Raw genomic sequence first — 25,552 nt, 5'->3', positions numbered from 1 at the left:
CAGGGGCCATGGTATGAAATTCAGTCCATTTTGCCCGCCCGCCAGATCGACATGACAAGCCATATGCTGTTGATCATGGCCAGCAAAAAGCCGATGAAACCCAGGAAAGGCAACCCGAAAAGCTTGGGGCCGGCGTTAACAGTCATGACAATCGAGGAACCGATGATCAGCGCGCCTGTCACTATACCCATGGTCAGCCGATTGACGCTGCGGTCGATCTGTTTGCCGAAGGCATCCAGACGTTTGAGGTCCAGATTGATTCGGAACTTGCCCTGGCGGATTTCCTTGCCCAGTCGGATCAGGTCGCGGGGCAGGCCGGAAATCATGCCGATCGCGTCGCTGATGGTCTGGCGGCCGCGCTTGAGCAGGGTTTCGGGGCGATAGCGGTCGAGGATCAGGCGGCGCACGAAGGGGCTCAGGTGCTCGACGAGCTGGAATCCCGGATCCAGCTGACGCCCCAATCCTTCCAGGGTGATCAGCGCCTTGAACAGCATGGCCATATCGGGCGGCAGCACGATGGAGTGGTCCCGGATCAGCGCCATGATGTCGCTGATCAGGCGGCTGATGTCGACATCCTTGAGCGGCAGGTGCTCGTACTGGAACAGAAAGTCGCTGATGTCATAGGCGAATTTCTGTTCATCGACCGGTGTGGAGCCGGTCCAGCCGACCAGTACATCGAGGATGGAGGCTTCGTTGCGCTCGGCCAGCGCGGCGAGCAGGTCGACGATTTCGTCGCGGCGCTGGTGGCTGATGCGGCCGACCATGCCGAAGTCGATAAAGGCGATGCGCTCGTCTCTGAGGAAGAACACATTGCCCGGGTGCGGGTCGGCGTGAAAGAAGCCGTTGACGAGGATCATTTTCAGGACGGCGTCGGCGCCCTTGTGGGCGAGCGCGACAGGATCGAGTCCATGATCCTCGAGGTGTGCCAGTTCGCTCGCCGGAATGCCGTCGATGTAGCTTTGCACATTGATCGCCGGGTTGGTGTAGTCCCAGAACACATGGGGGACGATGACGCACGGATCGCCGGCGAAATCCCGCGCGAAGCGCTCCATGTTGCGCGCCTCGACGGCCAGGTCCATCTCGCGCTTGAGCGAGCGCGCGAACTGGCTGACGATCTCGCGCGGCTGAAAGCGCCGGGTGTCGGGGAACTCCAGCTCGATCAGGTCGGCAAGATGGGCGAGGATGCGTAGATCCGCTTCCACCTTGTCGACGATGCCGGGGCGGCGGATTTTCACGGCGACCTCGGTGCCGTCGTGCAGTATGGCGCGGTGCACCTGGGCGATCGACGCGGAGCCTATCGGCGTGAAATCGAAGCTCTTGAAGAGTATTTCCGGAGGGCTGCCGAGGGCGGCATTGATCAGTTGGGGCACGCGTTCCGGCGCGATCGGCGGGACGTGGCTCTGCAGCTTTTCGAATTCGGTGATCCATTCGGCGGGAAACACATCCACCCGCGTGGAGAGAATCTGTCCGAGCTTGATGAAAGTGGGACCGAGTTCTTCGAATGCCAGCCTGACGCGCACCGGCGGTGGCAGGTGCTCGTTGCCGTCGTTGAGCTTCAGGTTGAGCCATTCGCCCGCTTTTTCCATGGCGCGCGGCAGGCGCAGGCGGCGGGTGAATTCACCCAGTCCATGACGAATTAATATTCCGCTGATCTCTTTGAGACGCGGCAGATCACGCATTGCAACAAAGGTTTCTCTGAGCATGAGGGTTCCAGTTGTTCACCTTGGCTTTACACTACCGGCCCTGTCCGATAGAGTTCGGCCTATGAAATTGCAACTTCGTCTAATGGCCATGGTGTTGGCGGGTTTCATGACATTCTGCCATGCCGCGCCCGACAAGTCCCAGAAGGAAGACCGTCCGGCCGCCGAGTCCTCTCAGGATGATCCGATTTCCAAGCTGACCTCGCCTGGCGAGGACGCCGTCGGCGACCTGCTGCTGCAGGCGGTGAGCCTGCTGGGCGTCGCCTACAAGTTCGGTGGCTCGTCTCCGACCACGGGTCTCGATTGCAGCGGCTTCATCCAATACGTATTCCAGAAGTCGCTGAAGGTCAATCTGCCGCGGACGTCGGCGGAAATGGCCAGAACCGGCCGGGCTGTCGACAAGGGCGAGCTGGCCCCGGGCGACTTGGTGTTTTTCAATACGCGGGGTTTTGCCAATTCCCATGTGGGAATCTATATGGGGAACGGCAAGTTCATCCATGCGCCCCGCACCGGGAAGAATATTGAAGTGGCCAACATCAACCAGTCCTACTGGGTGGGGCGCTACAACGGCGCCCGCCGAGTGGCGCGGGGTGTGGGACAGGCCGAGCCGGTGGAGATCCGCGTGCGCAACGCCGAGGCTGCCCCGGCGGGGAAAGCGCCGGCGACCGCAGCCGCCGCGCCGGTCATCAAGTGCGCCAAGGGAGCCCGGGGCCGCAAGTGCAGGCAGGAGGCGGCCAGGACCGCCAAGGCCGCCGCGGCGGAAAAGCCGGCCAAGGGCAAGAGCGCCAAGGCCGGCAACACCGACAAGCCGGGCAAGGACAAGTCCGCCAAACCGGGCAAGAGCGCCGCGAGTCCCGGCAAAAAGGGCAAGAAAGCCAAGAAGCGCTGACCTCTTGGCACGGCCGCCCAAGGCGGCCGTTTTTCATTCATACGAGCCCGGAAACGGGATGGGACAAACAACGTGGCTATCGAATTACCCGTGTGGCGCGACCCGGAAGGCAATGTGGTCGCCTGTGTCGAGAAAATCAAAGTGATGCGGGAAAACCTCGAGGAACTCGCCCAGATGGCGCAGGACGCCTTCGAGGACGCGATCCTGATGGGATGCGACGAACATCAGGTGCGCGATTTTCTCGCCCAGCTGATGCGCGAGCTGCACAACCCCTATCAATCCTGAAAGACGGACCATGCTACAAACCTTCGAGGCGTTCATCGGCCTGCGCTATCTGCGCGCCCGCCGCCGCAATGGTTTCATTTCCTTCATTTCCCTGGTGTCGGTGATCGGCATCGCGCTGGGCGTCGCGGCGCTGATCATCGTGCTGTCCGTGATGAACGGATTCCAGAAAGAGGTGCGCGGGCGTTTTCTGGGCATCGTCTCCCACATCGAGGTCAGCAATTACCAGGCGCAACTGGCCGACTGGAGAGGTGTCGACGCGGTCGCGCGTCGCGACGCCCGCGTCAAGGCCACCGCGCCCTACGTGAACGCGCAGGCGCTGCTCGCCTCGGCGGGGCAGCAAAGCGGCGCCGTGGTGCGCGGCATCGATCCTGCCCGCGAGGATGGTGTGGTCGATATCGGACGCAACATGGTGCGCGGCCGTATGGATAATCTCAAGCCGGGCGAGTTCGGCATCCTCCTCGGCGCGGGGCTGGCGCATCAGCTCGGTGTCGGTATCGGCGAGAAAGTGACGCTGATCACCCCGCAGGGCAATGTGACACCGGCCGGCATGGTGCCGCGCCTGAAGCAATTCACGGTGGTGGGGATTTTCCGGGCGGCGGCGTTCAACTGGGACTCCTCGCTGGCGATGATTCATTTGCGCGATGCCCAGGTGCTGTTCCGCATGGGCGATAGCGTATCGGGCCTGCGCCTGAAGCTTGACGACGCGATGGCCGCGCCCGCGGTCAAGCGCTCGCTCGCCTCGGCCTTGCCGCCCGAGGACACGGTCTCGGACTGGACCGACATGAACGCCGAATACTTCCGGGCCGTGCAGGTCGAAAAACGCATGATGACGATCATCCTTACCCTGATTGTCGCCGTGGCGGCGTTCAACCTGGTCTCGACGCTGGTGATGGTGGTCACCGACAAGCAGGCCGACATCGCCATCCTGCGCACGCTCGGCGCCTCGCCGGGCAGCGTGATGCGGATTTTCATGATCCAGGGCAGCGTGGCGGGCGTTGGAGGAACGATCGCCGGCGTGCTGGGCGGGCTTGCGGTGTGCGCCAACATGGACCGGATCTTTGCCGTTATCGAGTGGGTGATCGGCGAACCCTTGCTGTCGGCCGATGTCTATGGCATCAATTATCTGCCGACCGATGTCCAGAGCGGGGATGTGCTGACGATCACCGTGATTTCCCTGCTGCTCGCCCTCCTGGCGACGGTGTATCCGAGCTGGCGCGCGGCGCGTACCCAGCCTGCCGAGGCGTTGCGCTATGAGTGATGTGATGACTGATGTGGTGAACTGCCGGGGCTTGTCCAAAACCTATGCCGAAGGCAACCTGAACGTGACCGTGTTCGACGGCATCGATCTGGACGTGAAAGCCGGGGAGCGGGTGGCCATCGTCGGCGCGTCGGGCTCCGGCAAGAGTACCCTCCTGCATCTTCTGGGGGGGCTCGATATCCCGACATCGGGGAGCGTCACGGTACTCGGGCGGGACATGGCCGCGATGAGCGAGGCCGAGCGCGGCCAGTGGCGCAACCGCAAGCTCGGGTTCGTCTATCAGTTCCACCATTTGCTGCCGGAGTTCACCGCCCTGGAGAATGTCATGATGCCCTTGCTCATCCGCCGCGAAAAGCGCGCGGACGCGGCGCGGGAAGCCGGTGCGATCCTCGCGCGCGTGGGTCTGGGCAAGCGCCTGGAACACAAGCCTGGCGAGTTGTCGGGCGGGGAGCGGCAGCGCGCCGCCATCGCCAGGGCGATGGTGACCCGTCCGGCCTGCCTGCTGGCCGACGAGCCGACCGGCAACCTGGATGTCCATACCGCTTCGCAGGTGTTCGATTTACTGATGGAACTCAATGAAGGGCTGGGAACCAGCCTGCTGATCGTCACGCACGACATCGAACTGGCCGGCCGCGCCCAGCGCGTGCTGCGGCTCTCCGAGCAGGGTTTGCGTGCCGACGAAACCGGAGGAGTGGCCGAATGATCTACCGCAAGGAAGACATGGGCCTGCAGGCGATGGCGGACTGGCTGTCGACCTCGTACGGTCTGATCGAGCTTGTCATTGCCGGTCTTTGCGTGCTGGCCGGCATGTGGGTGTCGCGCAAGGTGTTCCAGCGCTGGTTCACCGGCCAGCCCGAGCGCCTGGAGCATTTTCTGCCTTATGTGGGCTACCGGATGGTGCTGCCGTTGTCCGCCCAGGTGCTGGTGGTGCTGTGCTCGGTGATCTGGGTGCTGGTGCTCGGTCATCGCGCCCACGTGCTCCAGGTGATTTCCGCCATGCTGTTCTGGATGACGGTGATCCGCGTGCTGGCGGCATTGCTCCGGCAGGCCTTGCCGCGGGGACGTTTCGAACAGCGCACCGAGCAGATGGTGGCGATGCTGTGCTGGATGGCGTTCGTCGCCTGGGCCGGCAACCTCGACGATTACGTGCTCGACGGCTTGCAGTCGATCACCTTCCGGGTCGGCAAGACGCAGCTTGACCTGTTGATGGTGCTGACCGCGCTGCTTTGGATCTCGGTCATCGTACTGGGAGCCCTGTCGCTCAGCCGGGCGATCGAAAAGCGCCTGATGCAATTGAGCGAGCTCGATGAGAACCTGCGCCTCGTCCTCGCCAAGCTGACCCGCACCCTGCTCGTGGTTTCCGCCGTGCTGATCGCGCTGCCGGTGCTCGGCATCGATCTGACGGTGCTGTCGGTATTCGGCGGCGCGGTCGGTGTCGGTCTTGGTCTGGGTCTGCAGAAGATCGCCAGCAACTACATTTCCGGCTTCATCATCCTGCTGGACCGCTCCATCCGCATCGGCGACAGGCTGATGATCGACAACCGTGTCGGCTATGTCAGCAAGATCACCTCGCGCTATGTGGTGCTCAAGGGGCTGGATGGCTCCGAGGCGCTGGTGCCGAACGATACCCTGATCGCCAATACCGTGATCAACCAGTCCTACTCCGACAAGAAAATCTGGACCAGCATCAGCGTCACGGTGGCGTATGATACGGATCTGGACATGGCGCTCGGGCTGTTGCGCGGCATCGCGCGGCATCCGCGCATCGCGGTGGATCCGGCGCCGAACGCCTATCTGGTCAATTTCGGGGACAGCAGCATCACCCTGGAGCTCGGCTACTGGGTGCTCGACCCGGAAAACGGTTTTCTGGGGCTGAAATCGGAATTGCTGCTGGCCATCTGGCGCTGCTTCAAGGAAAACGGCATCACCATGCCGTATCCTCAGCGCGAGGTGCGCATCGTCAATGCCAGGGAACCGGTTGTTGACAGTGACTGACGGAGGGAAGGGCATGGGGCTCAAGCAGCCGGTGTCGGTACTGGTCGTCATCCATACCGTCGCGGGCGAGGTGCTGCTGATCGAACGCGCGGATCGTCCCGGTTTGTGGCAGTCCGTGACCGGCAGTCGCGAAGGCGGGGAAACGCTGCTCGAGACCGCGCGCCGCGAAGTGGCCGAGGAGACGGGGCTTTGCGGCGACGAGCTGAAGTTCGCCGATTGGGGCTACTCCACGCGCTACGAAATCTATCCGCAATGGCGCCACCGCTATCCGGAGGGCGTGACCCACAACGTCGAACACGCCTTCGGCCTGTGCCTGCCCGCGCCCGTTCCCGTGGTCTTGTCGCCGGATGAACATATCGCCTGGCGCTGGGTGGACTGGCGGCAGGCGGCAAGGGCGGTGTTTTCCCCGTCGAACGCCGAGGCGATCCTGCGCCTGCAGGGTAAGCTGGGGTTGACCGAAAGATAACGATGAAACCGCTCAGGGTGGTCAGTTACAACATCCACAAGGGGATGTCTCCACTGAACCGTCATGTGCGCGTCGACGATATCGCCCGTGCGCTGGGCTCCCTCGCGCCGGATCTGGTGTTCCTGCAAGAGGTGCAGGGACGCAATGCGCTGCGGGCCCTGCGTCACCCCGCCTGGCCCGCCGTTCCCCAGCATCACTTTCTCGCCCGTCACCTGAACTGCAAGGCCACCTACGGGCTCAATGCCGCCTACGATCATGGGCATCATGGCAATGCGCTGCTGTCACGCCATGCCGTTGAGACCTGGTGCAACCGCGATATTTCCGTCAATGCCTTCGAGCGGCGCGGTCTGCTGCACTGTCGTGTCACGCCGCGCGACTGGCGCCGTTCCGTGGCGGCGCTGTGCGTGCACCTGAATCTCCTGGGCCACGACCGCCGCAAACAGTGCAGGGAACTGGGAAGCTATATCCGCGGCGAAATTCCCGAGGACATGCCGTTGATTCTCGCCGGCGACTTCAATGACTGGAGCGGGGCGGCCAGCGCCGATCTGTTGCGCGATTCTGGGCTCGAGGAGGTGTTTCAGACTCTGCATGGACGGCATGCGGCGAGTTTCCCGGCGCGACTGCCGCTGCTCGCCCTTGATCGCATCTATGCGCGCGGCCTGGTGGCCACCGAAGCCAAAGTGCTGCGCGGGGCGCCGTGGAGTCATTTGTCCGATCACTTGCCGATTGAGGCGACCTTGGTGTTGAAAGAATGAAAAACGACGTATAATTTCATTTTTGAGACGTTTTTTGGGGGATTTGCGGCCGGTGGCTTGACCTGAACGGGAAATCCCTGTTCAATTTGTCTCAACAATTGATCGCCGATTTGACACAGCTTGCGGGCGTTAAACAGCTAAAGCGTGGGTAGCCCGTTTCATCACAGGCTGCATGTCTTCCCGATGTCGTTGAAGATTTCCACAGCAGAAAGCCCGCCGCAAACCGGCGGGCTTTCTGCTTTTTGGGAGTTTTCGATGATTCATCTTAACCAGGTCGAGAAACGGTTCCAGCGCCCCGATGGTGGCTGGTTCACCGCCGTCAAACCGACAACGCTGTCCATTCGCGAAGCGGAAATCTTCGGCCTCATCGGGTTTTCCGGGGCGGGCAAATCGACCCTGCTGCGCCTGATCAATCTGCTCGAACGGCCCGATTCCGGTTCCGTTCTGGTCGGCGATCGCGAACTCACCGGCCTGTCCGGCCGGGCGTTGCGCGAGGCGCGTCAGAATATCGGCATGGTTTTCCAGCAGTTCAATCTGATGGCCAACCGCACCGTCGCCGACAACATCGCTTTCCCGCTGGAAGTGGCCGGCTGGTCAAAAGCGGATATCAAGTCACGGGTGGCCGAGTGCCTCGACATCGTGCATCTGTCAGACCGCGCCGCCCACTACCCCGCGCAGCTGTCCGGCGGACAGAAGCAGCGCGTCGGCATCGCCCGCGCCATGGCTTCGCGTCCCAAGGTGATTCTGGCCGACGAGCCGACCTCGGCGCTCGATCCGCGCACCACGCAATCCATTCTTGACTGCCTGTCCGAGATCAACCAGCGCTTCGGCGTGACGGTGGTGATCGTGACGCACGAGATGGGCGTGATCCGTTCGATCTGCCACCGCGCCGCCCTGCTCGACAGCGGGTCGGTCGTCGAAATCATGGACATTGCCGGTGGCGAAGTGGATGCCCGCTCGGAACTGGCCATTTCGCTTCTGGAGGCCGCGTAATGGATGCCATCACCTTCGGCGAAGCGATCGCCAATCTGCAGTCGCTCAGCCCGGAAATCATTCAGGCCTGCCTGGAAACCGCCCAGATGCTGTCCATCGGTCTGGCGAGCGCCATCCTGCTCGGCGGTCCGCTGGGCATCTGGCTCTATCTGTCCCAGCCCGGACAATTGTTCGCCAACCGCGTTGTCAATGCCGTGCTCGGCTGGTTCGTGAACCTGGTGCGCTCCTTTCCGTTCATCATTCTGCTGGTGACGCTGGGACCGGTGACCCGCATTCTGGCCGGATCGACGATCGGGCCGTTCGCCGCCGCGGTGCCCCTTTCGTTCGCCGCCGTACCGTATTTCGCCCGCCTGGTGGAACAGACGCTGCGCGAGATTCCGCGCGGCGTGGTGGAGGCGGCCGAAGCCATGGGCGCCGGCCCGTTGCGTATCATCGTCTCCGTGCTGCTCAACGAGGCGCGCTCGGGACTGATTTCCGCGCTGACCATCCTGACCATCAGCTTTCTGTCCTACTCGGCCGTGGCCGGCGTGGTGGGCGGCGGCGGCATCGGCGACCTGGCGATCCGTTACGGCTACTACCGGTTCCAGACCGAGGTCATGGTGGCGATGGTGCTGCTGCTCGTCGCCATCGTGCAACTGATCCAATTCGCGGGCAACCGGCTGGCCGCCCGCCTCGACAAGCGTTAAGAAAGAGGAAAACTGCATGAAACACTTCGCAAGCAAAACCGCCATCTCCGTCCTCCTGGGTCTGTTCCTGTCCGGCGCCGCCGTGGCGGCCGATCCGGCCAAAAAGGAGATCGTCATCGGCACGACGGTCGGAGACTTCGGCGACATGGTGCGCCAGTCGATCAAACCCATCCTGGAAAAGCAGGGTTACAAGGTGAAGCTGGTTGAGTTCACCGATTACGTGCGCCCCAATCTGGCGCTGCAGGAAGGCTCGCTGGATGTGAACGTGTTCCAGCACAAGCCGTATCTCGATACCTTCGTGAAGGAACACAAACTGAGCCTGTCGCCGGCCTTCCAGGTGCCGACCGCGCCGCTGGGGATTTATCCGGGCAAGATCAAGGCGCTCAAGGATGTGAAGGCGGGCTCCACGCTCGCCGCGCCGAACGACCCGTCCAACTTCGCCCGCGCGCTGGTGATGCTGTCCGACCTTGGCTGGATCACCCTCAAGCCGGGCATCAATCCGCTGACCGCCTCGGAGCGCGACATCGCCACCAATGCGAAGAAGATCAAGATCGTGCCGCTGGAGGCAGCCCAACTGCCGCGCGCGCGCAATGACGCCGACTTCGCGGTGATCAACGGCAACTATGCGACGAGTTCCGGCATCAAGCTGACCGAAGCGATCTATCAGGAAAAGAGCTATGCCTACGTGAACTGGGGCGTGGTTCGCAGCGCGGATCTGGCCAAACCGTGGGCCAAGGATGTGGTGGCGGCCTACAATTCGCCGGAATTCCGCAAGTGGGCGAGCGCCAAGTTCGCCGGCTACAAACTGCCGGCGACCTGGAAATGAGGGTTTTGCAGTAAACCGTGGTATCAAGGCTTCTCGGAGGACTTCGGTCCTCCTTTTTTTATGGTTCGATCCCGTCGGGGTGCCATTCTTTGGCGAAGGCTTCGCGGAACGCCATCACGGTTTCGAGACGCTCCCATCCCAGCCGCCGGCCCGCTTCGGTGCGCATCCTGTCCGGCAATCCGGCGAGCTTGACGACGATATGATCCAGCGAATAGGCCGTATCGTCCAGCTCCCGCGCCAGGGCGAGCGGATCGTCGGGGTGGGCGAGGCGGTGCCCGAGGCGGCCCGCGATGTAGAATAGCCGCGCGATGCCGATCATGCCCAGTGCGTCAAGGCGGTCGGCGTCCTGGACGATTTGCGCCTCCAGCGTGATCGGTTCGATATTCGCGGAAAAACTGTGCGCTTCGATCGCATGCGCCACCGCGTCGAGCTTGGCGGCGGGGTAGCCCGCTTCGGCGAGCAGAACACGGGCCAGACTGGCCGAACGACGCGAGGCCAGGTGGCGCTCCGGATGGTTTTTCGGGAGATTGACCAGATCGTGCAGATAACAGGCGGCGATGACGATTTCGGTATCCGCGCCGGGGGCCGTCGCCATCAGCTGGCGCGCCGTGTTCCAGACGCGGTCGAAGTGGTTGATGTCATGGGAGCCGTCGGCGTCCTGTGGCTGAGCCGCCAGAATGGCGAGCAGGCGGGGTCGCCAGTCGATGGCGGTGTGCGGCATGGCGTGTCTTTCAGTGCAGGGTCAGGTAGTCGCGCGAGAGCAGGCTGTAGCAGCAGTCGTCGCACCACTGGCCGCCAAGCAGGCTGTTTTCCCTCAGCATGCCGTCAAGCCGGAAGCCCGTGCTCTCGAACAGTTGGCGCGCCGCCTCGTTGCCGGCGGTCATCACCGCGACCAGTTTGTGATAGTTCTCGTGCGCGAGCGCCCGATGGATCAGCGCCTGCAAGGCCTCGCCCGCGTAGCGGCGCCGCTGGAATTCGGGGAGCACAAGCACGCCGACCTCGGCGCGCAGATCGCGCGACGAGTCGGTGCGCAGGCCGATCAGGCCAACGGTTTGCCCGCTGTCGCGCTCTTCCAGAATCAGGGTCAGCCAGTTGATGCTGTCCTTCTCCCAGGAGGCGAGCCGTTCCTCGAACAGGGCTTCGACCAGCTCATCCGGCAACGGCTCGGCGATCCATCGCATGACTTGCGGGTTTTGGTACAGCCGCAGAAAAAGTTCCCAGTCCAGGCGGGAAATCGGCCTTAATGCCAATCTGTCGGTATAGAGCGTGAACATGGAGCGGATCGCGAAGAGTGATCCATTGATTCTATGCCGAAAGACGCCACCTGGCGAGGTGGCGTCGTGTCTCTTGTCAGAGCCGGCTGTATTCCGCGGCGATGGCGGAGGCCAGGCGGGCGTTGTTCAGCACCAGCTGGATATTGGCGGCGAGGCTGTTGCCGCCGGTCAGTTCGCAGACACGGGCCAGGAGGAACGGTGTGGATTCCTTGCCGTGGATATGCTGGGCCTCGGCTTCGGCGAGCGCTTTTTCGATTGCGGCGTCGATTACCTGACGGGACATGGCGTGCGCTTCCGGAATCGGGTTGGTCACAACCATGCCGCCCTTGAGTGCCAGATCCCATTTGGCCTTCATGGCCGCGGCGATCTGGGCCGGCTCGTCAAGACGGAAGTCGACCTTGAAGTCGCTGTCGCGGGTGAAGAAGGCGGGTAGCTTGTCCGTACGGTAGCCGATGACCGGCACGCCCTGGGTTTCCAGGTATTCCAGGGTCAACCCCAGATCCAGGATCGATTTGGCGCCGGCGCATACCACGGTGACCGGAGTCTGGGCCAGTTCCTGCAGGTCGGCCGAGATATCGAAGCTGGTCTGCGCGCCACGGTGTACACCGCCGATGCCGCCGGTGGCGAACACGCGGATGCCGGCCATGGCGGCGATGATCATGGTGGAGGCGACCGTGGTGGCGCCGGTCAGTTTGCCGGCGACGATGAAGGGCAGGTCGCGGCGGCTGACCTTGGCGACATCGCGGCCGGATTTGCCGAGGTATTCGATTTCATCGCGGGTGAGGCCGGCCTTGAGACGGCCATCGATGATGGCGATGGTGGCCGGAATCGCACCGTGCTTGCGGATTTCCTCTTCCACGTTCAGGGCCATGGCCACGTTGTCGGGGTAGGGCATGCCATGGGAAATGATCGTCGACTCGAGGGCGACAACCGGCTTGCCGGCCGCCACGGCGGCGGCGACTTCGGGATGAATATCGAGGTAGGGATGCGTGCTCATGCCAGGTTCCTTGTTTCGAGATAGGTATTGACGGCCACCGCCGACAGGGAAGGGTTGTTGGTCGAGGCGCAGCCGAGTGTCAGGGCGGCGCAGCCGACAGCGAATTCGAGGCTGTCGGCGAACGATTCGTTGGAGAGCCATCCGGCGGCAAGACCGGCCATCAGCGCGTCGCCGGCGCCGGTCGCGTTGACGATGGCGACCTTTGGCGGCAGCATCCAGCCGGCCGCGCCGTCGGCTTCGCTGTAGTAGATGCCTTCGGCGGCTAGGCTGAGCACGATGCGGGCGACACCCGCCTCATGGAACCACGCCGCGACGGCCGGCGCGTCTTCCGGCCCCGCCAGGGGCAAGCCGGAGAGCGTTTCCGCTTCGATCCGGTTGGGCTTGAGCGTGTGAATGCGGCCAAGCCACGGACGGACGCGTTCTGCCTTGAAGGCGGAGACGGTGTCGACGAAGACGGGCACACCGGCGCTTTGCGCGAAAAGCCACGCCAGGGTATCCGTGGCGAGGTTGGTGTCGAGGATCAGCAGGCCGGCGTGACGGATGAGCTCGCGCTGGGGCGTCAGCCGTTCGGCGGTCAGACGCTGCAGGATGTCCATGTCGTTGATGGCGATGGCCATGTCGCCGTCCGGCCCGTGCAGCGACAGGTAGGTCGAGGTCGCCGCGTCGGGCAGGACGACCACGGCGCGGGTGTCGACGCCGGCGCGCTGGGTGGTTTCCATCAGCGAGCGGCCATAGAGGTCGTCGCCGAGCGCGGTGATCAGATGGCAGTCCTGGCCGAGGCGCGCGAGGTTTTCCGCGATGTTGCGCGCGACGCCGCCTGGCGAACAGCGCACCGAGCCGGGATTGGAGTCGCCAAAACGCAGGGCCGCGGCCGTATTGCCGCAGATGTCCATGTTGGCTCCGCCCGCGACCACCGCGTAGCGTTGCTCGGCGAGGATATATCCCTTGCCGCGGATGAAGCCTTTTTGCACCAGATTCATGATATGACCCGCCACGGCCGATCGGCTGATGCCCAGACGGTCGGCCAGGACTTGTTGGGGGATCAGCGGGTCCTGGCGCAGGAGTGTCAGTATTTCTCGTTCACGCGCAGTCATTTCGGACATTTGTTTGGTTTGCTAACAATTGTTCGGTATTCTACCCGTCCATGTGTGAATTGGCAAATCCCGGAGCGGCTATCGCGCCGATAAAAAGGATTCAATGGTGCCGGGGCGGCGCGGGGGCTATCGTGGGAAAGCACAGGCCGGAATGATTCGGCGGCAACGGGAGAACATTATGAGATCTTTGCGAAAATTGCTCGCGGCACGGCGCGGAAGGTACGGGAAGACGGGAGATCCGGCGGGGTCCATCGAGTTGCTGGCGCGGCTGGCGGCGATCGAGGAAGCGGTTGCCGCGGCGGAAAAGCGGAGCGGGCAGGAAAAAAACGGGACGCCCGCCTGGGCGGCCCGTTATTGAACGGCGTTACCACATGACCTTGACGGCGTTGTCCCCCAGCCATTCACGGAGGCCGGACAGCAGTCCGTCGTCCAGGCGCACGCCCCAGGCGGGTGGCAGCATCAGTTCCCCGCGCGCCTTGCCGTTGTTGTAGAGGATGCGCACCGGACAGCCGGCTTCCTCACTGCGGTAGGGCGTCATCTGGGATCGCAGGCGCGCGAGGTCCGGCGCGGCGTCCAGCGACATCCACAAAAAGCGCGCGTAGCGGCTGCGCGCTTCGCCCAGTTCGTAGATCTTGTCGGCGATGATGCGCAAGCCACCCGAGAAGTCGTCATTGCTGACCTTGCCTTCGACGATGAGCACCGTATCCTCGCGCAAACGTGCGCGATTGGCGTCGAACACCTCGGAAAACACGCTGACTTCGAGCTTGGCGCTGCCATCGTCAAGCTGGACGAACGCCATCTTGCCGCGGTTGCCGACCTTGGTGCGGATTCCGGTGACAAAGCCCGCCAGAAGCTGCGGTTCCTTGCGCGCCGACAGCCTTGCCAGCGGGGTCTTGATAAATCCCCTCACTTCCCGTTCGTAGGCGGTGAAAGGATGGCCGGACAGGTAGTACCCGATGGCGATCTTTTCTTCGGAAAGCTGCGTTGCCTGGTCCCACGGTCGGATCTCGACCATGTCCACGCCCGGCGCGGAGCCGTCGTCGAACATATCGAAGAGTCCACCCTGATTGGCGTTGGCCGCCTCCTGCTCCGCGGCTTCGAGGCACAGGCCCACATTACCGAACAGTCTGGCGCGATTCGGATCGATGGCGTCGAACGCGCCGGCCCGCACCAAGGCTTCGATGACGCGCTTGTTGACGATCTTCTTGTCGGTACGGCGGCAGAAGTCGAAAAGGTCGGTGAAGGGGCCGCTTTCCTCGCGGATCCTGACGATGTGTTCGACGGCGGCTTCGCCAGTGCCCTTGATGGCGCCCAGCGCGTAACGGATGTGCTGGCGGTCCACCGGCACGAAGCGGTAGAAGGATTCGTTGACGTCCGGCGGCAGGAAAACAAGCCGGTTCGCCAGCGAGTCGTCGTAGAACACTTTCAGCTGGTCGGTATTGTCCAGTTCGGACGACATGGTCGCCGCCATGAAAGCGGCGGTATGGTGAGCCTTGAGCCACGCGGTCTGATAGGCCACCACGGCGTAGGCGGCGGTGTGCGACTTGTTGAAGCCGTATTCCGCGAACTTGGCCATCAGGTCGAACAGGTGCTCGGCCAGCTCCTGCGGGTAGCCGTTCTTCAGGGCGCCCTCGACGAACAGACCCCGGTGCTTGGCCATCTCCTCGGCTTTTTTCTTGCCCATGGCCCGTCGCAGCATGTCGGCCCCGCCCAGGGTATAGCCACCGATGATCTGCGAAATCTGCATCACCTGTTCCTGGTACACGATCACGCCGTAGGTCGGGTCCAGACAGGCTGTCAGGTCGGGGTGGAAGTAGTCCACCGCCTGTTTGCCGGCCTTGCGAAGAATGAAGTCATCCACCATGCCCGATCCGAGCGGACCCGGCCGGTAGAGCGCCAGCACGGCGATGATGTCTTCGAAACGGTCGGGCTTGAGCTTTTCGAGCAGCCGTTTCATGCCGTCCGATTCAAGCTGGAAGACGGCGGTGGTGTTCGCGTCCTGCAGTACCTTGTAGGCGGCCGGATCGGTGAATTCCAGAAGGTTCAGGTCGGTGTCGAACGCCGGATCGAGATCCTTGATGTAGCGGACGGCGAGTTCGATGATGGTGAGGTTGCGCAGCCCCAGGAAGTCGAACTTCACGAGGCCGATCTGTTCCACGTCGTCCTTGTCGTACATCGAGACCGGCACGGCGTCGTCGCCGCTGGCCTGATAGAGCGGACAGAAATCGGTCAGCTTGCCCGGTGCGATGAGCACGCCGCCCGCGTGCATGCCGATGTTCCGGGTCAAGCCTTCCAGTTTCTTGGCCAGCTCCCACAGCTGCCGCACTTCTTCTTCGTTTTCCAGGCGGTCGCGCAGGATCGGCTCCATCTCCACCGCGTCGTCGAGGCTGTACTGCTTGCCCGGCGCGGCGGGGATGAGTTTGGAGAGTTGATCGCAGAAGGTGTAGGGCAAATCGAGTACGCGTCCCACGTCGCGCACCACCGCCTTGGCCGCCATGGTGCCGAACGTGGCGATCTGGCTGACCGCTTCGGCGCCGTAGGCTTCCCGCACGTATTCGATCACGCGGTAGCGGTTGTCCTGGCAGAAGTCGACGTCGAAGTCGGGCATCGATACCCGTTCGGGGTTGAGGAAGCGCTCGAACAGCAAGGCATAGGCCAGGGGATCGATATCGGTAATCCCCAGCGAGTAGGCGACGAGCGAACCGGCGCCGGAGCCACGGCCCGGACCCACCGGGCATCCGTTGTTCTTCGCCCAGTTGATGAAGTCCGCCACGATAAGGAAGTAGCCGGGAAACCCCATCTGGATGATGGTGTCGGTCTCGAACTTGAGCCGCTCTTCGTAGCGTTGCCGGTTGGCGGCCAGTTGTTCCGGATCGGGAAACAGCGCGGGAAGGCGCTTTTCCAGGCCTTCCCTGGCCTGCTGGATCAGGAAGTCGTCCAGCGTCATGCCGTCGGGAGTCGGGAAATCCGGCAGGTAGTTGGTGCCGAGATTGACCGTGATATTGGCGCGCCGCGCGATTTCCACCGAGTTGGCGAGGGCTTCGGGGATATCGGCGAACCGGTGCTCCATTTCCTCGGCGGACAGGAAATACTGGCAGTCTGAAAAAATCCTCGGGCGGCGCTTGTCCGACAGCGTGTAGCCCTCGGCGATGCACACCCGAGCTTCGTGCGCCATGAAATCGTCGCGATTCATGAACTGCACCGGATGGGTCGCAACCACGGGCAGGTCGGTTTCTCCGGCCAGCCACAGCGTTTGCTGAACCACGTTTTCCACCTGGGGATTGTCGACGCGCTGCAGTTCAAGGTAGAAGCTGCCCGGAAACAGTGTTTCCCAGTGGCGCGCCCGGCGCAGGGCTTCGTCGCGCTGTCCGTTGGCCAGCGCGACCCCCACGTCGCCCAGGTGCGCCCCAGACAGGCAGATAAGGTCGCGGTTGTCGCCGTTTTCCAGCCACTCCTTGCGGATCTCCGCACGGCCGCGGTACTGGTTGCCGGTGAAAGCGTCGGCCAGTAGCTGGCACAGCCGCAAGTAACCGTCACGGTTCTTGGCCGTCAGCATTAACCTGAACGGTTTGTCTCGGTCGTCCTCGTTTTCCAGCCAGATGTCGCAGGAAATGACCGGTTTGACCCCCGCGGAGCGGCAAGCCTTGTAGAACTTGACCATTCCGAAGATGTTCATCAGGTCGGACATGCCCAGTGCCGGCATGCCAAGCCTGGCGGCGTGTTCTACAGCGTCGTCGAGGCGGACGATGCCATCCGTGATGGAAAACTCGGAATGGAGGCGAAGGTGAATAAAGCGTGGTGCGTTCATCCGCCAATTCTACCAGATCGCGGGCGGAAGGCATTGGACTGTCGGGGCGGGGCGATGAGCGATTTTTGCAAGTTTCGCTGATAAGGATATCGGTACGCTAGGTGGCATTTTCGGATGCCTTCCGGTCTTGACGGGCGGCTTCCGTTCCTGTCCATGCTTCCTGATGAGAGCCCCCATGCCATTACCTGATTTGTCCGTTCGTCCTTCCGATCATGCCCATCGTGTTTCCTCCGACAGTACCTCCGATTCACGCCGACGGTCGTTGAGCGGTGCCATCAACGTTGCGGATTCTCCGACTGTCGCAGCCGTTCAATCCGCGACAAATGTGCGTTTCCAGAATGGCGGGGGAGAGACGGTCGAGCTTGACATGGCGTGGCTGAATCGACAACTCGGAGAGAGTCTGCGACGTTACCTCAATGCCTCCGCGGCCCGTGGCGATGAATTTCTTATCGATCAGAAGCGGATGAAGCAGCTCGCCGCCGCTTTGCAAATTGGCGAGAGCGAACTGGTTTCGATTATTCTGGACAAGGATCCAGGCCGGATATGGGCTTTCGATTCCGCAATGCGCATGGTCAGCCAATTACAGGCGCTGCCGGTGCGCAGCCGCCATAAGGCGCAGCTTGCCAAGGACCTGCGGACACTTTTCAGTCAACAGCCTTTGTGCACGGTGATGCGGATCGAGTTTGACGGGCAGGAGATCGTCAGAGTATGGAGTCCGAGCCGCTGGCATGTGCAGAGCCGCGAAGGCTGGAGAATAAAAGAGGCAAGCGCGGTGGCGCAGGTCGCCGCCGTGACCGGTCAAGGATGGCAGCCTGGTGTCGAGCCCACCGGCGCCAGTAATCCGCCCGTTGCATTGCAAGCGCAGCCACAGCCGCAGCCGCAGCCGCAGCCGCAGCCACAGCCACAGCCACAGCCACAGCCACAGCCACAGCCACAGCCACAGCCACAGCCACAGCCACAGCCGCAGCCACAGCCGCAGCCACAGCCGCAGCCACAGCCACAGCCACAGCCACAGCAGCAACCGCGGTCACAACCGCAACCGCAACCGCAGGAAGCTCCGAAAGCGAATGAGGTGGCTTCCGGGGTGGCTGGCGGGGAGTCCCCGCATGCGAGCGGTAAATCGCTCACTCTTACTGCCGGCTGCGAGTACCGTCCGGTCAAAGGAGGGAAGGCAGGGTGGGGCAGGCTCATGTTTTGGAAAAAAAGGACGCATCCTTTACCGGTGTCTCGGGTTCCTGTTGCGGCAGGCCATGCCGCGTCGCCGGTCTCCCAACGGATTTCGCAAAAAACGGTGCCTGCGGTCACCTCGGCTCCCTCCGGCTCCGGAGACCGGATCCGGCCGGATCCGGGCATGCGCACCGCTGAATCGGGTTGCGGCGAGTTGCTCAAGGTGTTTCAGACGTATGCCGACGCGGGGCACCGCAATAAGTTGAGAAAGGAATTTGCCAGGGATGCCGTGCTAGGCAGCCTGTTCTCGATGGAGAAGGAGGGGGCTGTGGCTTGGCGCGCCGAGTACGTGACCGTCGATGAGCTGGCCTTGCTGCCCGTGGCGCTTGAGCGGCTGAATCACAAAAAACTCCTCGAGAGCGTCTCCCATGTGCTTGTCAGCCGCTTTTCGGACCTCCCTGTTGGCCGCCATCTGAACGAGCAGAGCGCCAGTTCGGTGGCCGAGCGAGCGGCCCGCAAGTGTCCGTCAGGCTATCGCGCCTTGCTGACCGACTACCTGCGGGCGGTGGCTTTGAATGACGAGACAGCGGAGGCAAAGGCCGTGGTGCTGATGGAGGCGTATGTCAAAACCAGCATTCGGGATGAAGGTGTGGCCAGCGAGTTGGAAAAATACCCGAATCCTCTGCGGTTCAAAGATCACAAAGGCTTGTTCGGTCATAGCACGGATACGGAAATCGAGAAATGGAGCAATGCGGTCAAAGTGGAGAAAGCGCGGCTGGAGAAGTCCATGGTTCGGTTGTCCGCGTTCTTGACAGACAAATTTGACGGCAAATCGGCCCCGTTCCGGATGCTTGTTGACAATGCGGTGAATGAAGTGAAATCCAAAATTCCCTTGACGTCCTCCGCTGCGGCTCATTCCGTAGTCATGGACAGGGCCAGGAGTCAGCAGTATCAGCGGTGGGCTCTGGATGTGTCGCGCAAGTTTACGGCTTACCTCTCCGAGTCGGTGAATGCCTTTCAGTTGGAACGCCTGGCCGGCATTAAATCGTCGGAACAGGCCCAGGCAAAAATCAACCAGGTTCTGGGGGCGTTCGAGAAAGAAGTGGCGACGGTCCAGGCCATGAACGCCAACTTGGTGGCTTGGGCAAGCATGGTGCCAGAGAGCGGCAAAGACGAGTTCTGCGCGGCGCTTCAGCGTGAGGAAAACCGCTACAGACAACTCGTGTCGGCATTGTCCAAGGAGACGCTCGATGTCGTTGCGCAGCGTTTTATCGACGATATCGGCAAGGTGAACCTCAATGCCATTGATAGTTGCCGCGAGATTCGTCGTATCACGGAGTCTGGGCTCGATGCCTTAAGACTGGGGAAGGCACGGCTCAATCAGGATGATGAGACAAAAAGCCAGGAAGAGCGTTACTGGAGTCAGGTCATCAATATTCTGAGCACGGCCAGAATCAAGCTTGAAGAGAAAACCAATGATCCTGTCAGTCTCTGGGGCAAGATCAAGAAGGCATTGAATGTCGGGAAGATTTTCCGGGGCCTGGAAAGCACCGTGGGCACGATTCTGGGCGTGGTCGGCGGGATTACGTTCATTGTCAGCATGGCGCTGGGGCCGCTGGCGCCTGTCGGGCTTGCCGCAGGGGCTTTCCTGATCACGCTGGTGGGGGTGGGGCTCCTGTTGCATAGCGGCTGGGGAGAGTTCAAGGCGCTTGTGACCGGCCTTGCCCATAGCTGGGAAATCTGGCGGGCAAAAAGAACGTTGCGCAGCCAGTTGAGCAAGGCCAGACAGAAATACCAGTCGGTGACGGGGAAGCCCTGGGCGGAGTTCTAGGCTAGGTGCCGGCTCGCCCGAGCGTTGCGGCGAGCTGCCGGCCCAGTTCGTCCATCAGCATGTAACGCCGCTGATACTCCGAGCGCTTCTTGCTGGCGATATCCTCCATGGCCTTGCGGGGAATCGCCGGCGGCAGCGTATAGAACCCGTCGGCATCGCGCTTTCCGTCCAGGGTTTCCCAGAAACTGTCGTAATCGGCCTCGAAGTCCTTGCGGTAACGCCAGGAATTATAAATATGCATGTCCTTGGAGACCGCGCGGATCCTCTTGATTCCCAGCGAGGCGGCCAGTTGCGTTACGGCCTCCATGGCCACCCGCTTGGGGAACAGCCCGTGGCAGGCCTTGGTTGCGTCCTTGATGCATTCGGGACCGTGCTGTTTGCGCGGCCCCTGAAGTCCCCCGATGATCAGCGTATCGTCCGGCGCCAGCGTGAAGGTGACCAGTGTCAGGGGGACGCCGTTCGGATCGCCCAGCTGCAGCGACAGCTCGCCTTCCTTGTCGAAAGTATGCTGGTGGGTCAGCGTCACCCGGTAAGTCCGCTCATCCTTGCCGGTCAATTCGGCCAGCACGAGTTCGGGTTGGGTCAACAGATCGGCCAGCACGCGCGGAGCGAAGCGTTCCGTTTCCAGCGCGTAGTGCGCCGTCAGCATGGCGAGTTTGCCGGTGGTGGAGAGCCGTTGCTGCAGATAAGGGCGGTGCAGCTTGCAGGCGATGCGCGGATTGGCCCGCAAGAAGGCGAATAGCGCGTCGTTTCCGCTGAGCACGGCAAGCCATCGCAAGGTGGCCGGCAAGGTCAGCAGGCTGCGGAATGCGAATTTGAAGCGGTGCTTGAATTCGTCGAACCCGTCGTTCCGGGACAGGCGTCCGCGGGCGAGGTCGATCAGCAAGGCGGCGGGCGTTGGATGGTTCATGCGGACAGGCAAGGAAAACAGAGGGCGATCATTGTAACGGTTTCCCCTGCCTGCGTCTTGTTTGCGGTGCTCAGTTTTCTTTGGGCTTCATGGCCGCCAGCGCGGCTTTCTGCACTTCGAGCGTCTTGATCTGCATCGTCAGCATGCCCATGTTCATCGCGAGCCAGCCCTCGACGACGCGCAGCTCGGCGATTTTCCGTTCGATTTCCTCTTCGCTCATGGGCGGGAGGAAAGGTTGGGCGCCTGGCGGGGCGGCCTGCTGCCAGAATTGCCGGAACAGGGCGAACGGGTCGGACGGATTGAAGTCGGCGCTCACGGAAACCTCCTGTGTGGACATGAAAAAAGGGTGGCGCTCCGCCACCCTTCCAGTATACGACGGGATGTCGCTATCAGCCGGCAACCTGGGCGTCCACGCAGGCGAGCGCGACCATGTTGACGATGCGGCGAACCGACGAAATCGGCGTCAGGATGTGCACGGGCTTGGCGATGCCCATCAGGATCGGGCCGATGGTCACCCCGTCCGCCGCCGATACGCGCAGCAGATTGTAGGAGATATTGGCCGCTTCCACATTGGGCATCACCAGCAGATTGGCCGAGCCCTTGAGCGTGTTGTCCGGCAGCGCCTGCTGGCGGATGTGCTCGACGAGCGCCGCATCCCCCTGCATTTCGCCTTCGATCTCCAGGTCCGGCAAGGCTTCCTTGACGAGGCTCAGCGCGCGGCGCATCTTCTCGGCGGACTCGCAGGCGATGGTGCCGAAGCTGGAGTTCGACAGCAGCGCCACCTTGGGCACGATTCCAAACCGTTTCATCGCGTGAGCGGCCATTTCCGTGATGCCGGCCAGTTGCTCGGATGTCGGGCTCGAGTTGACGTAGGTGTCGGCAATGAAGATGTTGCCGTTGGGCAACATCAGCGCATTCATCGCGCCGGCCAGCTGGCTGCCGTTGTTGTACCCGACCACCTCGCGCACGATATCGAAATGCTGGCGATAGGTGCCGTAGGTGCCGCAGATCATCGCATCGGCATCGCCGCGGCGAACCATCAGGGCGCCGATCAGCGTGGTGTTACCGATCACGCGGCGGCGGGCCTGTTCCTGAGAGACGCCCTTGCGCTGCATCAGCGCGTAATATTCCTGCCAGTACACATTGAAGCGCGGGTCGGACTCGTTGTTCACCAGTTCGAAGTCCTTGCCGGCTTCAAGATGCAAGCCCAGTTTTTCGATGCGTTTCTGGATCACGCTCGGGCGGCCGATCAGGATCGGCAGCGCCAAGCCCTGGGTGACGATTTCCTGGGTGGCGTGCAGCACGCGCTCGTCCTCGCCCTCGGTGAGCACGACACGCTTCTTGTCCTTCTTCGCCTGGGAGAACACCGGCTTCATGAACAGGTTGGTCTTGTAGACGAACTGGGCCAGTTGTTCGACGTAGGCGTCCATGTCGGCGATCGGACGGGTGGCGACACCCGACTCCATCGCCGCGAGGGCCACGGCCGGCGCGATCTTGACGATCAGGCGCGGATCGAAGGGTTTCGGAATCAGGTATTCGGGGCCGAAGGACAGTTCCTGGTCACCATAGGCCGAGGCGACGACGTCGGACTGTTCGGCCATCGCGAGGTCGGCGATCGCGCGCACGCAGGCGAGCTTCATTTCCTCGTTGATGGTGGTGGCGCCCACATCCAGCGCTCCCCGGAAAATGAACGGGAAGCACAGCACGTTGTTGACCTGGTTGGGGTAGTCGGAGCGGCCGGTGCAAATGATCGCGTCCGGACGGGCTTCCTTCGCCAGCGGCGGCAGGATTTCCGGTTCGGGATTGGCCAGCGCCAGGATCAGCGGGTGGGCGGCCATGCTCTTGACCATTTCCTGGGTAACCAGCTTCGGTCCGGACAGACCAAGGAAAATATCGGCGTTGGCGATGGCATCCTTGAGGGTGCGCATGCCGTTGTCGCGGATGGCGAAGCGCTTCTTCGATTCATCCATCTTTTCGTCGCGACCATCGAAAATCACGCCCTTGGAGTCGCACACGACGATGTTCTCGCGCTTCATGCCGAGCGACAGCAGCAGCTCAAGGCAGGCGATCGCGGCCGCGCCGGCGCCGGAGGTGACAAGACGGACGTCTTCGATGGCCTTGTCCACCACGCGCAAGCCGTTGAGCACGGCCGCGGCGGTGATGATGGCGGTGCCGTGCTGGTCGTCATGGAAGACCGGGATCTTCATGCGCTCGCGCAGCTTCTTCTCGATATAGAAGCACTCGGGCGCCTTGATGTCTTCGAGATTGATGCCGCCGAAGGTCGGCTCCAGCGAGGCGATGATGTCGACGAGCTTGTCCGGATCCAGTTCGTTGACCTCGATGTCGAACACGTCGATGCCGGCGAATTTCTTGAACAGCACCCCCTTGCCCTCCATGACCGGCTTGCCGGCGAGCGCGCCGATATTGCCAAGGCCCAGCACAGCGGTGCCGTTGGAGATTACCGCGACGAGGTTGCCGCGGGCGGTGTACTTGTAAGCATTGAGCGGATCGTCGACGATCGCGTCACAGGCCGCGGCGACGCCCGGGGAGTAGGCGAGCGCGAGGTCGCGTTGCGTCGCCAGGGGTTTGGTCGGAGCGACCTGGATCTTGCCGGGGTTGGGATACTGGTGGTACTCGAGTGCGCTTTGGCGCAATTGCTCGTCCATTACGAGAGCTCCTGAGTGGTTCTGAATGGTATTGGTATTGGATTTTGATCGGCCATTATAAGGACAATCCCGGCGGCGGGCTATGGCGTGTCCGACAAAAAACGCGACAGCCCCGGACAGCTTGAGGACACGGTCTACCTGTTTGTCCTTGTAGACTTTTAATCCGGGGGCATCGCCGGGAATCGTGCGGCTAATGGCTTCCTTTCTGTGCGGGGCCGGCCGGAGTCAGTACCGTCTCCCTTCCGGTGGCCTGCGCGGCGGGGTAGTCGCGGCTAAAATGCAGACCGCGGCTTTCCTTTCTCGCCAGTGCCGAGCGAACGATCAGTTCGGCGGTTTGCACGAGGTTGCGCAACTCGATCAGATCGTTGCTGACATGGAAATTGCTGTAATACTCGTCGATTTCCCCTTCCAGAAGATGGATGCGGTTAAGGGCGCGTTCCAGTCGCTTGTTGGTACGGACGATACCGACATAGTCCCACATGGCGCGGCGCAGTTCGTCCCAGTTGTGGGAGATGACGACCTCTTCGTCGGGATCCGTGACACGGCTGTCGTCCCAGTCGGGAATGGCGGGCAAGGGAAGCTTGTCGCCGGAGAGAATGTCCGCCGCCGCCGCCTTGCCGATGACGAGGCACTCCAGCAGGGAGTTGCTGGCCAACCGGTTCGCGCCGTGCAGGCCGGTGCAGGCGGCTTCTCCGACGGCGTACAGTCCGGCGACATCGGTGCGGCCGGCAAGGTCGGTGATCAGTCCGCCGCAGGTATAGTGCGCGGCCGGGACAACCGGAATCGGCTCCTGGGTGATATCGATGCCCAGTTCCAGGCAGTGCGCATAGATGTTCGGAAAATGCTCTTTGATGAAATGCGCCGGCTTGTAGGATATATCGAGGTAGACGCAGTCAAGCCCGTGCTTTTTCATTTCGAAGTCGATGGCGCGGGCCACCACATCGCGCGGAGCGAGTTCCGCGCGGGGGTCGTGCAGGGGCATGAATCGCGTGCCATCCGGCAGTTTCAGTATCCCGCCTTCTCCGCGCACGGCCTCCGAGATCAGGAAGGACTTGCTGTGCGGGTGGTAAAGGCAGGTCGGGTGGAACTGGATGAACTCCATGTTGCCGACCCGGCAACCCGCGCGCCAGCCCATGGCGATGCCGTCTCCGGTGGCGGTGTCCGGGTTGGTGGTATAAAGGTATACCTTGCCGGCGCCGCCCGAGGCGATGATCGTGTGGCGCGCCGCGATGGTCACCACCTCGTCGGCCCGCTTGTCGAGCGCGTAAGCGCCGTAACAGCGATTGCCTTCCAGTCCGAGCTTGGGGGAGGTCACCAGATCGATGGCGATGTGATCCTCGAGCAGCGTGATGTTCGGGTGGGCCTTGATCTTCTGGCCGAGCGTGGAGGTGACGGCCGCTCCCGTGGCGTCCGCGGCGTGAATGATGCGCCGGTGGCTGTGCCCGCCCTCGCGGGTCAGGTGGTAGCCGGTCTTGTGGGTGTCGTCGCGGGTGAACGGCACGCCAAGATCGATCAGCCATTCGATCGCTTCGCGCGAGTGCTCGACGATGAAGCGGGTGGTGTCCGGGTTGCACAGGCCGGCGCCGGCGATCAGCGTGTCGCGGATGTGCTCTTCCACGGAGTCTTCGGTGTCCAGTACGGCGGCGATGCCGCCCTGGGCATAGGTCGAACTGCCCTCAAGCAGATCGCGTTTGGTGATGAGGCCGATCTTGCGGTGCTCGGCCAGATACAGGGCGAGCGTCATGCCGGCCAGTCCGCTGCCGACAATAAGAACATCGAACTTGAGCATGGTGAGTAATGTCCCGTCGGGACGCGTCCATCTATGCTAAAGAGATTAGCCTACCAGAATTCGGGCCGCGAGGCGTAGCGCCCGGAGCGGAAGGGCGCTCGTTTTGGCTCGGTGTCAATGGTGTGTGTCAATGGGGTTCTTGTCGAATCAATGGCTTAAGTGA

Annotated in this window: 22 protein-coding genes; 12 read left to right on the top strand and 10 right to left on the bottom strand. The window is 62.4% G+C overall.

Annotation, left to right across the window (positions count from 1 at the left end; genetic code table 11):
• Window positions 1-20: 20 nt before the first annotated feature.
• The gene (locus JNO50_RS12755) at window positions 21-1,703 is read right to left on the bottom strand and encodes an ABC1 kinase family protein (RefSeq protein WP_189536682.1); all 1,683 of its coding nucleotides are present in this window, start codon (window positions 1,701-1,703) and stop codon (window positions 21-23) included.
• Between the two features lie 61 nt (window positions 1,704-1,764).
• On the opposite strand from JNO50_RS12755, the gene JNO50_RS12750 reads away from it, so the two are divergent.
• The 10 genes from JNO50_RS12750 (at window position 1,765) to JNO50_RS12705 (ending at window position 9,853) form a co-directional block, all read left to right on the top strand.
• Window positions 1,765-2,589: a C40 family peptidase gene (locus tag JNO50_RS12750; protein WP_189536685.1), complete on the top strand. Its 825-nt coding sequence runs from the start codon at window positions 1,765-1,767 to the stop codon at window positions 2,587-2,589.
• Window positions 2,590-2,661: 72 nt separating this feature from the next.
• Window positions 2,662-2,874 (top strand): hypothetical protein, encoded by a 213-nt coding sequence (locus JNO50_RS12745; protein WP_189536687.1) that lies wholly within the window; start codon window positions 2,662-2,664, stop codon window positions 2,872-2,874.
• Between the two features lie 10 nt (window positions 2,875-2,884).
• Window positions 2,885-4,132 (top strand): lipoprotein-releasing ABC transporter permease subunit, encoded by a 1,248-nt coding sequence (locus JNO50_RS12740; protein ID WP_189536689.1) that lies wholly within the window; start codon window positions 2,885-2,887, stop codon window positions 4,130-4,132.
• Window positions 4,133-4,136: 4 nt separating this feature from the next.
• Complete coding sequence (lolD, locus tag JNO50_RS12735; protein WP_215796369.1) at window positions 4,137-4,835, top strand: lipoprotein-releasing ABC transporter ATP-binding protein LolD; 699 nt, start codon at window positions 4,137-4,139, stop codon at window positions 4,833-4,835.
• The gene (locus JNO50_RS12730; RefSeq protein ID WP_189536693.1) at window positions 4,832-6,127 is read left to right on the top strand and encodes a mechanosensitive ion channel family protein; all 1,296 of its coding nucleotides are present in this window, start codon (window positions 4,832-4,834) and stop codon (window positions 6,125-6,127) included. The genes lolD and JNO50_RS12730 overlap by 4 nt, the downstream gene beginning before the upstream one ends.
• A gap of 13 nt (window positions 6,128-6,140) precedes the next feature.
• Window positions 6,141-6,593, top strand: coding sequence for a dihydroneopterin triphosphate diphosphatase (nudB, locus tag JNO50_RS12725; RefSeq protein WP_189536729.1), 453 nt, complete (start codon window positions 6,141-6,143; stop codon window positions 6,591-6,593).
• 2 nt (window positions 6,594-6,595) lie between these two features.
• Window positions 6,596-7,348, top strand: a complete 753-nt coding sequence (locus JNO50_RS12720) for an endonuclease/exonuclease/phosphatase family protein (protein WP_189536695.1) — start codon at window positions 6,596-6,598, stop codon at window positions 7,346-7,348.
• Window positions 7,349-7,603: 255 nt separating this feature from the next.
• Window positions 7,604-8,341, top strand: coding sequence for a methionine ABC transporter ATP-binding protein (locus JNO50_RS12715; RefSeq protein ID WP_189536697.1), 738 nt, complete (start codon window positions 7,604-7,606; stop codon window positions 8,339-8,341).
• A complete protein-coding gene (locus tag JNO50_RS12710; protein ID WP_189536699.1) occupies window positions 8,341-9,027 on the top strand; it encodes a methionine ABC transporter permease in 687 nt (228 codons plus the stop codon). Before JNO50_RS12715 ends, JNO50_RS12710 begins: the two co-directional genes overlap by 1 nt.
• A gap of 16 nt (window positions 9,028-9,043) precedes the next feature.
• The gene (locus tag JNO50_RS12705) at window positions 9,044-9,853 is read left to right on the top strand and encodes a MetQ/NlpA family ABC transporter substrate-binding protein (protein WP_189536701.1); all 810 of its coding nucleotides are present in this window, start codon (window positions 9,044-9,046) and stop codon (window positions 9,851-9,853) included.
• A gap of 58 nt (window positions 9,854-9,911) precedes the next feature.
• Here JNO50_RS12705 and JNO50_RS19160 read toward each other — a convergent pair whose 3' ends face one another.
• The 4 genes from JNO50_RS19160 to JNO50_RS12685 form a co-directional block, all read right to left on the bottom strand.
• Window positions 9,912-10,574 carry an HD domain-containing protein gene (locus JNO50_RS19160; protein WP_189536703.1) on the bottom strand — a complete coding sequence of 221 codons (663 nt, stop codon included), beginning with the start codon at window positions 10,572-10,574 and terminating at the stop codon, window positions 9,912-9,914.
• Window positions 10,575-10,584: 10 nt separating this feature from the next.
• Complete coding sequence (locus tag JNO50_RS12695) at window positions 10,585-11,127, bottom strand: GNAT family N-acetyltransferase (protein WP_189536705.1); 543 nt, start codon at window positions 11,125-11,127, stop codon at window positions 10,585-10,587.
• A 76-nt stretch (window positions 11,128-11,203) separates the two neighbouring features.
• Complete coding sequence (locus tag JNO50_RS12690) at window positions 11,204-12,124, bottom strand: pseudouridine-5'-phosphate glycosidase (RefSeq protein WP_189536707.1); 921 nt, start codon at window positions 12,122-12,124, stop codon at window positions 11,204-11,206.
• Window positions 12,121-13,227, bottom strand: a complete 1,107-nt coding sequence (locus JNO50_RS12685; protein WP_215796368.1) for a PfkB family carbohydrate kinase — start codon at window positions 13,225-13,227, stop codon at window positions 12,121-12,123. Before JNO50_RS12685 ends, JNO50_RS12690 begins: the two co-directional genes overlap by 4 nt.
• 169 nt (window positions 13,228-13,396) lie before the next feature.
• Between JNO50_RS12685 and JNO50_RS12680 the strand changes: the two genes are divergently transcribed.
• On the top strand, window positions 13,397-13,576 hold the full coding sequence (locus JNO50_RS12680; RefSeq protein WP_189536709.1) for a hypothetical protein: 180 nt from the start codon (window positions 13,397-13,399) through the stop codon (window positions 13,574-13,576).
• Window positions 13,577-13,582: 6 nt separating this feature from the next.
• Here the strand turns inward: JNO50_RS12680 and dnaE are convergent, their stop codons facing one another.
• A complete protein-coding gene (gene dnaE, locus JNO50_RS12675; RefSeq protein ID WP_189536711.1) occupies window positions 13,583-17,026 on the bottom strand; it encodes a DNA polymerase III subunit alpha in 3,444 nt (1,147 codons plus the stop codon).
• A gap of 175 nt (window positions 17,027-17,201) precedes the next feature.
• On the opposite strand from dnaE, the gene JNO50_RS12670 reads away from it, so the two are divergent.
• Window positions 17,202-20,024: a hypothetical protein gene (locus JNO50_RS12670; RefSeq protein ID WP_189536713.1), complete on the top strand. Its 2,823-nt coding sequence runs from the start codon at window positions 17,202-17,204 to the stop codon at window positions 20,022-20,024.
• Between the two features lies 1 nt (window position 20,025).
• On the opposite strand, the gene JNO50_RS12665 is transcribed toward JNO50_RS12670, so the two are convergent.
• The 4 genes from JNO50_RS12665 to nadB form a co-directional block, all read right to left on the bottom strand.
• The gene (locus tag JNO50_RS12665; protein ID WP_189536715.1) at window positions 20,026-20,934 is read right to left on the bottom strand and encodes a VirK/YbjX family protein; all 909 of its coding nucleotides are present in this window, start codon (window positions 20,932-20,934) and stop codon (window positions 20,026-20,028) included.
• 70 nt (window positions 20,935-21,004) lie between these two features.
• Window positions 21,005-21,250: a PhaM family polyhydroxyalkanoate granule multifunctional regulatory protein gene (locus tag JNO50_RS12660; protein ID WP_189536717.1), complete on the bottom strand. Its 246-nt coding sequence runs from the start codon at window positions 21,248-21,250 to the stop codon at window positions 21,005-21,007.
• A 73-nt stretch (window positions 21,251-21,323) separates the two neighbouring features.
• Window positions 21,324-23,600 carry an NADP-dependent malic enzyme gene (locus JNO50_RS12655; protein ID WP_189536719.1) on the bottom strand — a complete coding sequence of 759 codons (2,277 nt, stop codon included), beginning with the start codon at window positions 23,598-23,600 and terminating at the stop codon, window positions 21,324-21,326.
• A 190-nt stretch (window positions 23,601-23,790) separates the two neighbouring features.
• A complete protein-coding gene (gene nadB / locus JNO50_RS12650) occupies window positions 23,791-25,389 on the bottom strand; it encodes an L-aspartate oxidase (protein WP_189536721.1) in 1,599 nt (532 codons plus the stop codon).
• Window positions 25,390-25,552: the final 163 nt, after the last annotated feature.

The sequence above is a fragment of the Paludibacterium paludis genome, assembly GCF_018802605.1.
GTDB lineage: Bacteria > Pseudomonadota > Gammaproteobacteria > Burkholderiales > Chromobacteriaceae > Paludibacterium > Paludibacterium paludis.
The sequence above is the reverse complement of the archived record's forward strand: the minus strand, read 5'-3'. Positions and strand labels throughout refer to the sequence as shown.